At 50.3% G+C, this 13,959-nt stretch carries 11 protein-coding genes; 3 read left to right on the forward strand and 8 right to left on the reverse strand.

Annotated features, from left to right (window positions below; all coding sequences use genetic code 11):
* Positions 1–39 precede the first annotated feature (39 nt).
* Positions 40–1,548, reverse strand: coding sequence for a hypothetical protein (locus AC1RMF_RS21585; RefSeq protein WP_493144235.1), 1,509 nt, complete (start codon positions 1,546–1,548; stop codon positions 40–42).
* The gene (locus AC1RMF_RS21590; protein WP_493144237.1) at positions 1,535–2,959 is read right to left on the reverse strand and encodes a hypothetical protein; all 1,425 of its coding nucleotides are present in this window, start codon (positions 2,957–2,959) and stop codon (positions 1,535–1,537) included. The genes AC1RMF_RS21585 and AC1RMF_RS21590 overlap by 14 nt, the downstream gene beginning before the upstream one ends.
* Before the next feature lie 509 nt (positions 2,960–3,468).
* On the opposite strand from AC1RMF_RS21590, the gene AC1RMF_RS21595 reads away from it, so the two are divergent.
* Positions 3,469–4,737, forward strand: coding sequence for a PglL family O-oligosaccharyltransferase (locus AC1RMF_RS21595; RefSeq protein WP_493144347.1), 1,269 nt, complete (start codon positions 3,469–3,471; stop codon positions 4,735–4,737).
* Here AC1RMF_RS21595 and AC1RMF_RS21600 read toward each other — a convergent pair.
* The 4 genes from AC1RMF_RS21600 to moaC form a co-directional block, all read right to left on the reverse strand.
* Complete coding sequence (locus tag AC1RMF_RS21600) at positions 4,723–7,128, reverse strand: hypothetical protein (RefSeq protein ID WP_493144238.1); 2,406 nt, start codon at positions 7,126–7,128, stop codon at positions 4,723–4,725. The genes AC1RMF_RS21595 and AC1RMF_RS21600 overlap by 15 nt on opposite strands.
* Before the next feature lie 163 nt (positions 7,129–7,291).
* On the reverse strand, positions 7,292–8,920 hold the full coding sequence (locus tag AC1RMF_RS21605) for a hypothetical protein (RefSeq protein WP_493144240.1): 1,629 nt from the start codon (positions 8,918–8,920) through the stop codon (positions 7,292–7,294).
* Positions 8,917–10,068, reverse strand: coding sequence for a glycosyltransferase family 87 protein (locus tag AC1RMF_RS21610; protein WP_493144242.1), 1,152 nt, complete (start codon positions 10,066–10,068; stop codon positions 8,917–8,919). The genes AC1RMF_RS21605 and AC1RMF_RS21610 overlap by 4 nt, the downstream gene beginning before the upstream one ends.
* 15 nt (positions 10,069–10,083) lie before the next feature.
* On the reverse strand, positions 10,084–10,575 hold the full coding sequence (gene moaC, locus AC1RMF_RS21615; RefSeq protein ID WP_493144244.1) for a cyclic pyranopterin monophosphate synthase MoaC: 492 nt from the start codon (positions 10,573–10,575) through the stop codon (positions 10,084–10,086).
* Between the two features lie 131 nt (positions 10,576–10,706).
* On the opposite strand from moaC, the gene AC1RMF_RS21620 reads away from it, so the two are divergent.
* Entirely contained in the window at positions 10,707–12,251 is a 1,545-nt protein-coding gene (locus AC1RMF_RS21620) for a M48 family metalloprotease (protein WP_493144246.1), read from the forward strand.
* Here AC1RMF_RS21620 and AC1RMF_RS21625 read toward each other — a convergent pair.
* Both AC1RMF_RS21625 and AC1RMF_RS21630 read right to left on the reverse strand, forming a co-directional pair.
* Positions 12,219–12,572, reverse strand: coding sequence for a phage holin family protein (locus AC1RMF_RS21625; RefSeq protein WP_342620314.1), 354 nt, complete (start codon positions 12,570–12,572; stop codon positions 12,219–12,221). The genes AC1RMF_RS21620 and AC1RMF_RS21625 overlap by 33 nt on opposite strands.
* Before the next feature lie 50 nt (positions 12,573–12,622).
* Positions 12,623–13,318: a TerC family protein gene (locus AC1RMF_RS21630; RefSeq protein ID WP_493144248.1), complete on the reverse strand. Its 696-nt coding sequence runs from the start codon at positions 13,316–13,318 to the stop codon at positions 12,623–12,625.
* Positions 13,319–13,479: 161 nt separating this feature from the next.
* On the opposite strand from AC1RMF_RS21630, the gene AC1RMF_RS21635 reads away from it, so the two are divergent.
* A complete protein-coding gene (locus AC1RMF_RS21635) occupies positions 13,480–13,926 on the forward strand; it encodes a DUF3717 domain-containing protein (protein ID WP_493144250.1) in 447 nt (148 codons plus the stop codon).
* The last annotated feature ends 33 nt before the right edge of the window (positions 13,927–13,959 follow it).

The raw sequence follows: 13,959 nt of genomic DNA on the forward strand, positions 1-13,959 counted from the left end.
TACTGGATTGTTAACCAAACAAAATATAGATCGCTGGGGTTAATGGCTTTCTATAGAGATATCAGACCTTTGAAACAGTACAGCCTTATGGTCCATGCAGTAGATCCGCCATCTTCCCTGTTTCCAACTCATCAGACTGATAAAGTCATTGTACTTTCCCCCATCGACTAGTACGTATCGGACGTCATACCGTGTGACAAATGCATTGAACGCTGCATCGTCTTTCAGCAAAGAATAAATGTAGTTGACGTATTCTGTCCCGTAGGAATCAAGTCTAGAGTCAATTGCAGGTCTTAAACGGGGATAGGCTCTGTAGATTAGTTCAGCTCCAAGTTCCATGCTGTTTAGCACGTTGCCACGAACCAAGGGGTACGATATAGCACTTATCATCTTCTGTGTGAGTTTAGTTGGATCGTCATAGTAGTATGGCCTTCTTCCTGCAGCATTTCCATACAATGATGCAGTACAAATGATGCCAAGGACCAATACGCACATTACTTGTAAACAACGTGTCACCCTGGCGGAACTGCAAATTCGTGAATTCAAATATGACGGGCAAATATACGCAAACGCCATGCCTAGATAGACTGGAAAACGAATGGCCTTAGCAGCCAGTATGCTAAAGGCAATATAAACAAGAATATCTGTGGAAGACGAACGACGAATATTGGCAAACAATATGACAGACAAAGCCAACCAGACGATAAGAGCAAACCAAAAACCTCGTAGCGAATACAGTCGATGATCAAATGTTGGAATCCACTCTGTCAGATATGTTGGAGAGTCAACGTTGCTGCTGAAAGAAAAGACGAATCGAATCAGTTTCCAGCCATATGGGTTAATAAGACAGCAAGTTAACATAGCTACTATCAATATGAACAGACGGCGTGTAAGCTGGCTTTGATAAAGGGATGCAAAATCTGTGTTTCGAATATCATCCAGATAGTGACCGAAAGCATATAGAGCAACAAGAATAGGCCCCAGCACAAATGATCCATGACAATTCGCCCAAAAGATCATTGTCAGCATCATCAGCGGGGCTTTGGATACATTCGGAAGACGTCGAAAATCTTCCAATACATTCCAAAAAATCGCCATAAGCAATAGGGAGAGCAATTCTGGTCTAAGCTCGTGACGATAGTTTTCTGCAAGCATAGACATTGAACCGCAAATAATGGCGACAGCAAAGTTATGTCCTCCCCTTAGATATGCGAGACGAGTCAAAAGTGCAAACAGGAATAGGCCGAGAAGCCCAATAAACAAAGGCAGCAAGTCCTCGCCTAAAAAATCAAGCAAAAAATAAAACACCACAGAAGCCAACCATTCATGAGAATTGAATTTAGCAGCGGAAATCTCGGTAAAGGGGAATAGCAGAGTAGCTGGTATGACGTGTTCATGAACAATAAGTTCGCCGATCTTCGCTTGTAGCCAGAAATCATTGCCACCTATGGGCACAATGCTTACATATAGAACGCATATGGCCACCAAAGTCGTCGCGCAAACTCGCCAGAAAGAAAGAAAATTCGTGGATGAATTACCGGGGAACATCGACAGAAATTCTTTCTAATAAAATAGCCTTGTAATCCTCTGAGATAGTGCGCCACTCTGATGGTATTAGGGTCTTCTTCTTTAAGAGAGAGTCATAATCTTTACCATCAACCAAAACAAAACGAACGGCGTACTTATTTAGGAATGCCCTCATGAGAGAACGATCGGACAAGAGTGCTTCGTGCATCCAAAAGTACGCATCGCCATAAGAGTCAACTCGGGAGTCAATTGAAGGCTTCAATCGAGGATAAGACCTATATATTAGCTCAGCACCTAAATCGTAGGAAACGAAAACATTTCCCTGCAATTGAGGATTCGACAAACTCCTGATCATTAAGGGTGAAAGTGACTGTTCATCGGGGGGCGTAAAAGGATAGACGCCATAGGCATTTCCGAATTTGGCAACAAGGCACCACATTCCCACAATCATTGAAGCAAGAGCTGCAAAGTTGCGAAGCTGAGAAGACATGGAAGTCGATTTGGAATAAGAAGCTGAATAAGCTAAAGCAATCCCAATGTAGACAAGAAATCTTACTGCCTTAATTCCCAATGTGGCGAATATAAAGAAAATGAATACATCGCTAAAACGCAGCTGCTTTCGGGAGCGCCACATAAAAAATACACCTATGCACATGACTGTTAATCCAATCCAAACCCCCCAGATACTCCGAACACGGCGGTCTAACGTAGGGATCCACTCAATGATCAGACTCTTTGCGCTGGAAGATTGGGAGAAGTCAATCACAAAGCGCCAAAGATCTGCTCCTGAAGGGGTAATAAGGGTGCAAAGAAAGGTAAACGCTAACAATGAGAAGTAGGTGGAAAAACCAGTTCCCGGCAGATGCTTCATTCGTCTAAACCGCATGTCCAACCATTCGCCAATAGTAACAGCGGCTACCAATATTGGAGCAAGAATTACGGAGCCATGCGTATTGGCCCAAACCAAAGTACTAATGCAGTAAACAAAAAAGCTCGGTCTTGAGTATTTTTCTTGCATCTGACGAAGACAGTTTAGGCAGACTACAAGACAAAGCAAAGACAGTAATTCGGGGCGTAAAATGTGGCGATAATTCTCCGCAGCGATGGCAAGTAGCCCAAATGCCAAAGACAAAGGTAGATTGCCGCCGCTCTTCTTGTAGGCGAGCCACACTACCAATATGAAGAGAAGGCACTCGATGCCGCCACTTACAAATGGCAGACTGGATTCGCCTAAAAAATGTACATTCAGATAGAAAAGTACGGATGCCAGCCACTCATGTGAATTGAACGGAGAGTCGCGAATTTCAGTAAAAGGGAAATATAAGGTTGCAGGGATTGAATGGTTTGAAAGTACCATTTCGCCAATTTTTGCTTGCAACCAGAAGTCATTGGATACTTGCTGCGTAACGCCAACAAATACAACGAGAGACAAGGCGCCAATTATGGAAATAATACGTAAGATACGTAGAGAGTCTTCTCCAAAGGATGTAAATATTCTTGATCGTGTGAAGACGGTCATTGGCATTGAATTGTGATGTGGGTGCGTGCCGCTATAAAAGAAGATGCTAACGCGATACAACTGAAAGGTGTGTTTTCCTTGATCTTAAGCCGAGAGCCATGTCTACATCCACCATTTAGATAAAATGTTTGATGACATCACACGGGAAGATCGCAAACGTGAAGTACAACTCCCATGCGGAAAATGCCATAAAAATTCGGACTCTAAGCATTTCGTTCTTGGTTACTGGACTATTGGCCTTGCCTTGGCTCAATCCAATTGTCTATGGCCCAACTCCTGCAGTGCTTCAGTGGTTGATCGCATGGTCGGCAGGAGCGCTGAGCTGGCTACTCATGCAAGCTACAGCTACTGGGAGTCGTGCCAGAGTTCAGATTGTCATCTTCGCGTGGATAGCGGCCGCACTACTCAGCGCCGTGATCGGAATGCTGCAGTACCTAGGGCTGTCAGGGCATTTGGGCGGTCTCGTAAGTTATGTAGAGGCGGGGCAAGCATACGCAAATCTGCGACAACGAAATCAACTTGCAACATTGCTGTCTATAGGAATAGCAGCACTCGTATGCGCAATGTCGAATTCCCAGAGCGAAGGAAGTCCAAGCTTCAATCTCCAGTGGAAACATGGAGTATGGGTGGGATCCACCATACTTCTTGCTGCAACGGACGCTGCAACAGGGTCCAGAACCGGTTTGATTCAAATGCTACTACTGTTGGCACTTGCAGTGATTTGGAAGCGAGGACGAAGGACCATGGCCTTGGTAGCCATAGCCTATCTCTTTTCCGCCTACCTTTTGCCACTGGCGATAGGAATTGACCCGCTCAGTAGCACCATTCTGGGGAGGCTCAGGGAGGCGGCGGCTCCATGTACGAGCCGGTTGACGCTGTGGGAGAACGTGCTGGGCCTGATTGCGCAAAGGCCATGGCTGGGGTGGGGTTGGGGTGAATTAGCCTATGCACATTTCATGAACCTATATTCTGGACCGAGGTTTTGTGAAATTTTGGGAAATGCGCACAATCTACCGTTGCATCTAGCGGTTAGTTTTGGTGTGCCGTTTGCGCTTGCAATCTGTGGAGGAGTCACTTGGATCCTGATTCGCGCAAAACCTTGGCGTGAAAAAGATCCCGCTAGACAGCTGGCATGGAGCGTTCTGGCAGTAATTGGCCTACATAGTATGTTGGAGTATCCCTTATGGTATGGCCCTTTCCAGCTGGCAGCAATTTTCGCGATTTGGATATTGTGGATTTATCCATCATCCAAATCAGTACGATCGCTGTTACATATCGCGTTAGCAGTTGTAATGATCGCTGCCTGTGGCTATGGAGCATGGGACTACAGACGCATCAGCCAGATTTACTTGCCATTGACAGAGCGTGCTCCTGAATACCGAGATGAAACATTGAAGAAGGCAAGAAACTCCTGGCTATTTCATCAGCAGGTAGAGTTTGCTGAACTTGGCATTACTTCGATAAACGAAGAAAACATTGGATATATACATGGATTGGCACTTGAGCTTTTACATTTTTCGCCGGAAGCGATGGTGATTGAGAAATTAATTAAAAGTGCACAATTGCTCGGTAACGCAGAAGAGGCAGAGTACTTTGCCCAGCGTTATAAAGAGGCGTATCCGCAGGACTATGAACGTTGGAAAAAATTATCAGAAGAACTAAAATTTCAAATGAATTTAAGTAGGCAGTAGCCTGACCTTACATGACCGTTTGGTGGATTGTATAAATGTCAGCACGAAATACATCAGTAACAATAACCAAGAAAATCCAGATATGAAAAATCCTGAAATAACGGAGGGAAGCCAGTATTCCAACTTAATCATGTGATGGCCTTTCATTAGGGGAATTGCGCGAATTACATAGTCTGCCGGCTGGACCGTATATTCCTGTTGGATACTGCCCTGCAAAGATATAGCTCGCCAATAGCGAGAATAAGTATCGGAAATCAACAATATTGTAGGGCGATCAACATTGACCTCTACGATCATTTCATCTGTAGTCTCTGACAGTAAACGAACATTACCAACAGCATCGGACGCCGGAGTCGGAATGGGGCGGCTTTCCAGAATCGCCAACTTGCTGGGGTCAAAGTCATTCTTAGACAGTTCACTAAAAATCGTTTTCCTGTCTGTAATCACTCTGTAATTGGACACCAGGGTGAAGCGTTGAATTGAATTCTCATTGATAATTACATGAAGGGTGTTGCTGTCTAAAAAATTAAATATATATTTCAGGCGGAGTAAGGACAGCATTCGGTGCGGAAATACTCTTCCTAGAAACTGTGTGGGATGGTCAGGGGACTTGCCCTGAACAAAAGCCATGAATTCAGCATACCGCAATATGATGCTCGGGTCGTTTCCCGAAATATCAAATGCATTTAGGGACATCGCAGAACTGGGATTAGAGTTGTTGGCAACACGATAGTCACCAGGATGTTCCTTTAAAAAATTCGAGATCAGTTGAGAATTGGTATCCTGTATTTCCATGCTCTCTGTTGCCTGCCTGGCAAACCAGAACATTTCGGTAAACATAAGAACGCCGATCAACCAAACTGCATGTGGTGTTTTACGGAGCAACAAAAACAGTATGCATAAAATTATTGAAGTGAAAGCCACCTTGAAAAGGGACAGGTCAACCATGTAGTGAGCAAAATTGGCGAACAAAAGAAGTCGCGGTGAGTAGCCTTGATCTCCAAAGATGTCTGCAGGGAAAAATGTCTGGCCAGTAGAATATATCGTTTGAATAACTGCCATCCAGTCTATTTTGGCAGTTAAGCAGAGCAATCCAAAGGAGAGGATTGACAGCAGTGATGCCACAATCAGTTCAAACAAATATTTGTTGCGGAATTTCAAGTATTGATCAAATGCAATGCCCGCAAACAAGGATAAAAAAATACAAATGTATATGCCGAATTTCGCAGTGCCGCGAAATCTGTCGTATCCCGGAAGATGATTAAATAGAAATTCGAAAAGAAATGTATTTGAGCCAAGGGCAAGAAGAAATAATATCAGCAGTGTGATTGCCGGCGCAGCGTATAGCATTCTGTTGTTTTTGGAGCGAAAATATAATCGCATTGAATGCGAAATGCCTGATAGTGCTAGTATGAAGCCGGTCACGCCAATAAACAGTGACATCTCCCAAAGATACCATCTGCCAAAATACTGGGGAGGAGAAAGTTTTCCTAAAATCCATGGGGACAACATGGTAAATAGGCTTTCCGGAGTTAGAGAGAACATTGACGCAAAATGCAAGGTCAATGGAACAGAGCGCAATGTCTCAGAATTGGATTGGAGTCCCGGCAGCAACTGCATGGCCGAGAGCAGTAAAGAAAATGCAGGAATTGTCGTTAGAATAATTGCTGTCTGGCCCATTTTTGGATGACCTAGAAGCCGCAAAGAGCAATATATAGCCGCAGTTATGCCTGTGTAATAGAAGTATTGAGGGTGACCTGACAGAAGCTGCATGGAAGTCATACTGGCACCTATCAGTGCCCATTTCACAAGATGCTGCATATCCTTTTCAGCAGGAGCACGCGGTTGTAGTATTTCATCAATACAAATGAAAATTGCAGGTATCCAAGCCATTGAACTCAAGTTCGAGAGATGGCCAGCATAAATATGCAGAAAGAATGGACCACTCAGCATGACAAGTATGCCAGTCAGTGCGGAAGCAGATGGATGAAGGCCACGTCTTAAAGCCCAGCAGTTCGTAAAGGCCCCCATCATATATACATGAATCACAATGCTCACATTCACTGCAATAGAAAGCGGAAGTATGAGGAATATCCAGTTCAGGGGATAAAGAAGCGCTGGTTGGAACGTGCCAAAAAATGGTGCTCCGGAAAATACATGAGGATTCCATAGCGCAAGGTGCCCATGAAGTAATTCGCTGAAACCAAATTTTCGCAAATGCAGAAACTCATGAAAGAGATCGGCACTTGAATTTCTGGTATGGTCTCCGACGACTATGGTTCCATCAGACCAAAATAAATCTCCGAATAGAGTAATGCACACTGCAAAGATGAGCAAATACCCAAAATGATTGTCTTTTGTGAAGTTCTTCAGCTTGTTTGGAATTTTCATTTCATGACTTACTTTTTTCTTGCTTGGTAATTTTGATCGCACCTAAATTCATGCTGAAGCGTAATAATTGCGCGACATCCAATGTCGAAATGTTCCTATTGGAAACAGTCGCGAGGATTGTTGCGGTAATTTGACAAAATTGCAGCGTTCAAAGATTAGTTAATTATTGAATGCGTCGATAAAGCGATATGTTGCCTAAGACCTCCGCCCTATAGAAAGTGTGCCGTGTCAATTCAGGGCGAGTTCCATCGTCCGGGCGCGACCTGCGAATTGGCAAAATAGTTCTTTCGTAGCCGGCTACTGTAGAGGGGGCTTGCGGCGATTCATATATAACCCACTTAGGTGCCGCTTGAAACCGTGCAATTGTCTTTTCGTCAATGTGATGACGTACGGCGCTATCACCAACAGAGCCTGATTCCAAGTTTGGTGCGACGATGAACTTGTGTCCAAGATAAAAAATTGCCACCTCTTGCAACCACTGTGGGACAACTGCCAAGGTTTCAAATTCGCCGGGAACTACGGTGGGGTCCTGATCAATCAAATGCATAGCGGCATCCCATGCTTCCCGTTGCGGAAGCAGTATCTCAAGGTATGTTGCGGGCCACCAAGACAAAGGAATAGGTAACTCAGAGGACCCGCGCCAGTATGAAATGGTCGGGATATTGGTGAAGGCTATGGCAACGCACAAGGCAGAAAAAACGGTTCGCCCACTGGCCAGTTTCCCGATCAAGATAAACAACAAAATAGGCGCGAACACGATCAGGTGAGGCATATAGCGCAACAGAGCGTAGTTACCGGCGGTCTCTGTTCCGAATAGCACGGAAATAAGTGCAAGTTGTGCAGTCAGAGTGATTCCTACAAATGCAACCAAAGGATCTTTCGAGAACTGCGAAAAACGGTCGGGAAATACCTTGTACAAGATAAACAGGCCCATCACCCATGCCAGCAACGGCATACCTTGAACCGCATCTATGTCGAACAGTGAATCTGCAAAGTTCTGTATGGCGATAGATACCCATTCGGAGGGTAACTTGCCTTGAAAATCCGCAAATAGGGTTGGCGCAATCAATGTGGGACCAACACTGGCATACCAAAGCAACCATGTGCCTAAGCCTACAGAGCTAGCCAGAAGGTAAGTGGAAAATCCTCGCCTACGCCATAGTGCCTGCAGCAGAAGGCCCACACTGCAGGTCAATGCAGCCAGCGGATGGGTATGAAACATGAGAGCCATCAACACCGAACACAAGATGGTGCGAGAACGCCGAGACATGCTTTCCCGGCATACAACCCAGGCCAGTAGTGAGAACAGCAATGTCAGCATTGAGTAGTAACGCGCGTTGCGATGAAACAGGATTACCTGCGGCATGAGCAGGACTAACGTAGTAACAAAGAGAGGGGATGGCACCCTGTTTCGCAATACGGCAGCCATGGGAAATAGGCTCAGGGCACCCAACAATGCAAACACGGCGCGCAGACCATGTGCATCATCCCCAAACAAGCGCAGGGATAATGCGCCAAGATAAAACTGAATCCAAGGGATTTTGACAACCACCAGATCGGCGTTGAGTTCTGCACCGCCATCGTAAATGGACAGATTGCGTCCATCGTATGCAGTGGGGTAGCCAAACTTCAATACGTTGCGCGCAAATATCCCGGTTCCGGCCTCATCGCCCCATAGTGGCGGGCTGCCCAGATTGTAAAAATACGCCGTAGCTACGACAAGCGCGGCAAGCGTAAAGCGCACAACTGTCTTCCAATCGGTGCGAATGTAGGCAGAGACGACTTCTGTCATGCCGATGCTCGCCGTCGCGCATAGGAGTGCGTCAGAATCAATGCGGAGAGCAACCAGAATCCAAGTGCTCCCAGGACCCGAAGTATTTGCCACGAATCTTCAGACACCATCCAGGTGCCCACAAAAAAGCGATTACTTACAATCAGCGCCGCAAGAGCAAGCGTGCACCCAAGCCCGGCCGTTCTCAGGGGCTTGTACTTCGACTCCGCGCAGTGCATAGCCATCAGCACATAGCATGGAGCCAGTAACACATATGTGAAAACTTCTGACTTGGGGCTAATCAAAAGCATTGCAGAGAACCCCAAAGTAATCCATGGTCGCCAGTCTGCAAGATCAAGGTTCCGTACAAGTAGAAAAAGCGGAATCGAGACCAAGCCAATAATCCAGGGCAGGCGTTGTCCAAGCTGAACTAGGCCTGCACGCAGAAATGCTGATTGGAGATCAAGAATCCCATTGCTGTGCACCTCTTGCGTCAGCAAATGCAACCACGATTGGTGGATGGCCCAGTCTGCCGACAATCCTACAAAAAGTGAGGGCAAGAGGAAGGAGCTCACTCCACAAACCAGTGCACCTAACCAGTAGCGGCGGTTTCCCAGCATGCACAAGGCAAATAGAAAGATGCCCGGGTAGATTTTTAGATTGGTGGCGAGCATCAAGGTGAAACCTGCTGCAAAGAAGCGTTGGTCGCGGTAATTGGCCAGACCTACCAAGGCCAATCCAATGACTAACGCATTGGCCTGATTGGCCCAGAGGCAAACGCCCAAATCGATGAAACAAGCCAACAGTACCAGAGGCATGAGCGGTGTTGGAGTTGAGCGCCAGTCGACCCAGCGAAACAGCCCGACCAAGAAGGCCGTGATGCTGAGCAAAGTCCACAAGGCGATTGAAAGCACAATAGGCTGCACTTGGGATAGAAATGCCATGCCTACAGCAAATAGCGGAGAGTATTTAAACTGACTCTGGGAGTCGTATCTCGCAGTGTAGGTGTAAGGATTTAACCCATTTTTGAAAGCTTCTCCGGCCGCCCAATAGACCCCCAAACTGTCAACATGCAGCCCGAAGGAAAGGACGAAAAGGAAGAAAACAACCAGGATGGCCGCTACTAGCGTGGCTAACGGCAAATGCGGAATATGTTGGACGGTTTTCACAGGAAGTGCTTGAAGCTATTGATCTGCCACAAAACTCCCTGACTTACCTCCATGCTTTTCCAGCAACCTGACCCCATTGATGGTCATTCCCCGATCCACCGCCTTGCACATGTCATAGATCGTCAGCAGCGCCACTTGCACCGCAGTCAGTGCCTCCATCTCCACTCCTGTCGGTCCCACGGTTTCTGCGGTTGCGGTGCACACAACGTGTGGAAGAGCCCCCGCTCCTCCCTCCACGGTCTCAAACTCCACAGCCACACGCGTAAGCGCTATGGGGTGGCATAGCGGAATCAGTTCGCTGGTGCGCTTGGAGCCCTGTATGCCTGCAATCCGGGCAATGCCCAACACATCGCCCTTTTTTGCATTGCCCGATTCGATAAGTGAGAGCGTGGCAGGCAGCATCTCAATACGCCCCTGTGCCACGGCGATGCGGTGCGTGGGAGTCTTGCTGCCTACGTCCACCATGTGGGCCTGGCCTTGGCTGTCGAAATGGGTGAGTGTGCTCATGGGGTAGGGGTCACAAGTTTTACTTATCGTTCATACAATCAGGTCTTACCGCGCACATCATACGTATATGGAAATGAAGCATCAGCCGATGTGAATGCGACCATGCCGCTGGATTCATTTTGAGAAACCCTGTGCCTACCACGCCCCTAAGCAGAACTGCCCGATCGCTCCTTTCGACACTGGTGCTTGCTGCCCTGCTGGCACCGCTCGGCGGAGTCCCTTCCTTGGCCCAGCAAAATGCACCAGCTGCCCTTCCCAACCTGGGTGACAGCAGTGACCTGTCCCCGGCGGCGGAGCGGCGCATCGGCGACCGCATCGCGCGCGAGCTGTATCGGGACCCGGACTATCTGGATGACCTCGTCATCACCGACTATGTCCAGGACATCTGGCAACCCTTGCTCGCCGCAGCGCGTCAGCGGGGGGAGTTGACGGGGCAGATTGACGAGGCGTTTGCCTGGGAAATCCTGATGGGGCGGGACCGCACGGTAAATGCGTTTGCGCTGCCCGGCGGCTACTTCGGGCTGCATCTGGGGCTGGTCGGTATCGTCACCAGCCGGGACGAACTGGCTTCGGTTCTGGCGCACGAGCTCAGCCACGTGACGCAGCGCCACATCTCCCGTTCCATGGCACGCCAGTCAGCCCAGGCGCCATGGGTGATGGGCGCGCTGATCCTCGGCATGCTGGCGGCCAGCAAGGATGCAAGCGCAGCCCAGGCCACCATAGTGGGCAGCCAGGCTGCCGCAGCGCAGAACCAGCTCAACTATTCGCGTGACATGGAGCGCGAAGCAGACCGCATCGGCTTTGGGGTGCAGACACAGGCGGGATTTGCTCCCCAGGGCTTTGTCAGCATGTTTGAAAAACTGCAACAGTCCAATCGCCTCAATGACAACGGTGGGTACCCCTATCTGCGCACCCATCCGCTGACCACCGAACGCATTGCCGACATGCAGTCCCGGGTGCGCCAGTCCGACAAGGCAACGCTTCAGCCGGCTACAAGCATGGAGCACACCATGGTCGCAGCCCGGGCAAGACTGCTTGCCAACGGCGCCGTTGACGCCTTGCGGCTGTGGGAGCAGGAGGTGCAGCCATCGCATCTGCTCAAGCAACCTGCCGCCGTGCAGGTTGGCACTTTGTATGGCGCCACCCTGGCCGCGCTCAAGTTGCGGGATTTTCCCCAGGCACAGACCCTGTTCACCCGCCTGAAAGAACGTACACAGACCGATCCAGCCGCCAGCCGCCTAACCCGGTTGCTGGCCATTGATGCGGCGCTGGCGCAAGGCAACATTGCACTGGCAGACACGGTAGCCAAAGAGTTAGCGGACGCCAGTCGCGCTTCCGTGTTGACGCGCGCACATGTCGACACGCTGGCGGGCCGCGCGTCGGTTGCGGCGCAGAACCTGCAAACCTGGGTGTCCAACCATTCGCGTGACGCCACAGCTTGGCAATTGCTGGCAGCGGCAGACAGCGCCAGCGCCCGCCCGGTAGCTGCTGTGCGTGCCGAGGCAGAAGTCAATGTGGCGGAAATGGACTATGCGGCGGCGCTTACCCGCTTCAAGGCGGCGCAGGACATGGCACGCAAGAGCGGTACGCAGGCAGACCTTATCGAAGCGTCCATCGTGGACGTGCGTGCCCGCCAGATGGAATCACTGCTTAAAGAACAGGCTCTCGAGCGCTGAGTTGATCACCAACCCGATCAGGGTGTAGAGCAACGAACCGATCAGTGCGGCCGTGAAGCCCTGTACCTGGAAGCCGTCCAGCAGTGCCGCGGCCCAGTAAAACATCAGCGCGTTGATGACGAACAGGAACAGGCCCAGCGTGAGCACCGTTACCGGCAGGGTCAGCACAATCAGCACGGGCCGCAGCACGGCATTGAAAAGACCGATGACCAGCGCTGCCACCAAGGCGGATGAAAAACTCTGCACCACCACGCCGGAGTACAGATGCGCCACGGCCAACAAGGCGGCGGCACTCAAAAGCCATTTGATGAGAAGTTTCATGCGGTCAGCATAGCACCGGGAGCTACCCCAGGCAAAACGGCCCCCCAGACTCAGTGGACCTTCCTGTGCTTGACCCACCAGCCGGCACCCAGGACGCCAGCAATGGCCAGCGCGTATGCGGCCCAGCGTGCGCCGGTTTGCAGCGGCTCCAAAGGTGTGTGGGTCGCACCGAAAAAGTCCGCCAACAAAGGTTCGCTCACCACCATCTTGGCAGCAGTGAAGGCCAGCACAGCCGCTCCCAACTGGATGATCACGGGGAAACGCTCGACCAAATGGAGCACCACCGTACTGCCGTAGACGACGATGGGTACGCTGACCAGCAGGCCGATGATCACCAGATCAAAAGCGCCATGCGCCGCTCCTGCCACACCCAGTACGTTGTCCACGCCCATGAGCGCATCGGCCACGATGATGGTCTTCATGGCGCCCATGAAAGAAGTCGCCTGGGGATCGTCGTGCGCTTCGCCGCCTTCATCCGCCAGCAGCTGGTAGGCAATCCACAGCAGACACAGACCGCCCAGGGCCATCAGGCCCGGAATACGCAGCAGCCAGACCACGCCTATCGTCATCAGTGCGCGCACAGAAATGGCACCCACGGTGCCCCACAGAATCGCCTTGGATTTCAGGTGGAGCGGCAGATTGCGCGCCGCCAGCGCAATGACAATGGCGTTATCACCTGCCAGCACCAGATCGATCAGCACGATGGACAACAGCGAAGACCACCAGTGCACAGAAAACAGTTCCATAAGAATCACCTTTGCCGGAAATTCTAGGCAAGCGCGTTAAGCCCCGAACAAATTAGGGCTGGGTGGGTACTGAATCGGAGGCGGGCAAGCTCCTTGCGTGCGGGATATGATGCGCCTCCCCTCACTTGGACACTGAGCGCCGCGAACGCGCAATTCGGATCTTGGCAGGCATACACATTACCGACATCGAGGCGGCCATCAACTACTGGCGCGCGCGCAATCCCTCGCCGGATGGTGTGGCTTTGCCTGCGCCCACGCGCGCGCTGGCCGAGGTGTATGCCTTGATGGTGTACTACCACGAGAGCGAAGCGGACGAGGCGTCCATGCCGCCCAAGGCACGGGATGCCTGGCTGGACTGGTACCACTCCACGCCGGACACGCCATGCATCGCCATCTGCTCCACCAGCCAGGGCGATGCCTTGTGCAAGGGCTGTGGTCGGACCTTTGAGGAAGTGCAACGCTGGACTGAAATGACACCCACGCAGAAACGCTCGACCTGGCGCCGCATCACAGCCGAGGGCACGGCCTGGCGCTTCAACAAATACGCAGAGCGCGCTGCGGAAGGTGTGACCCCAGCTGATTCCGAAGCACTGGGGACCCAGCGCTGAGAATTCCGCCAGCCGAACGGCCTAACTGGCGGT

This window comes from Rhodoferax sp. GW822-FHT04A08 (genome assembly GCF_058801025.1).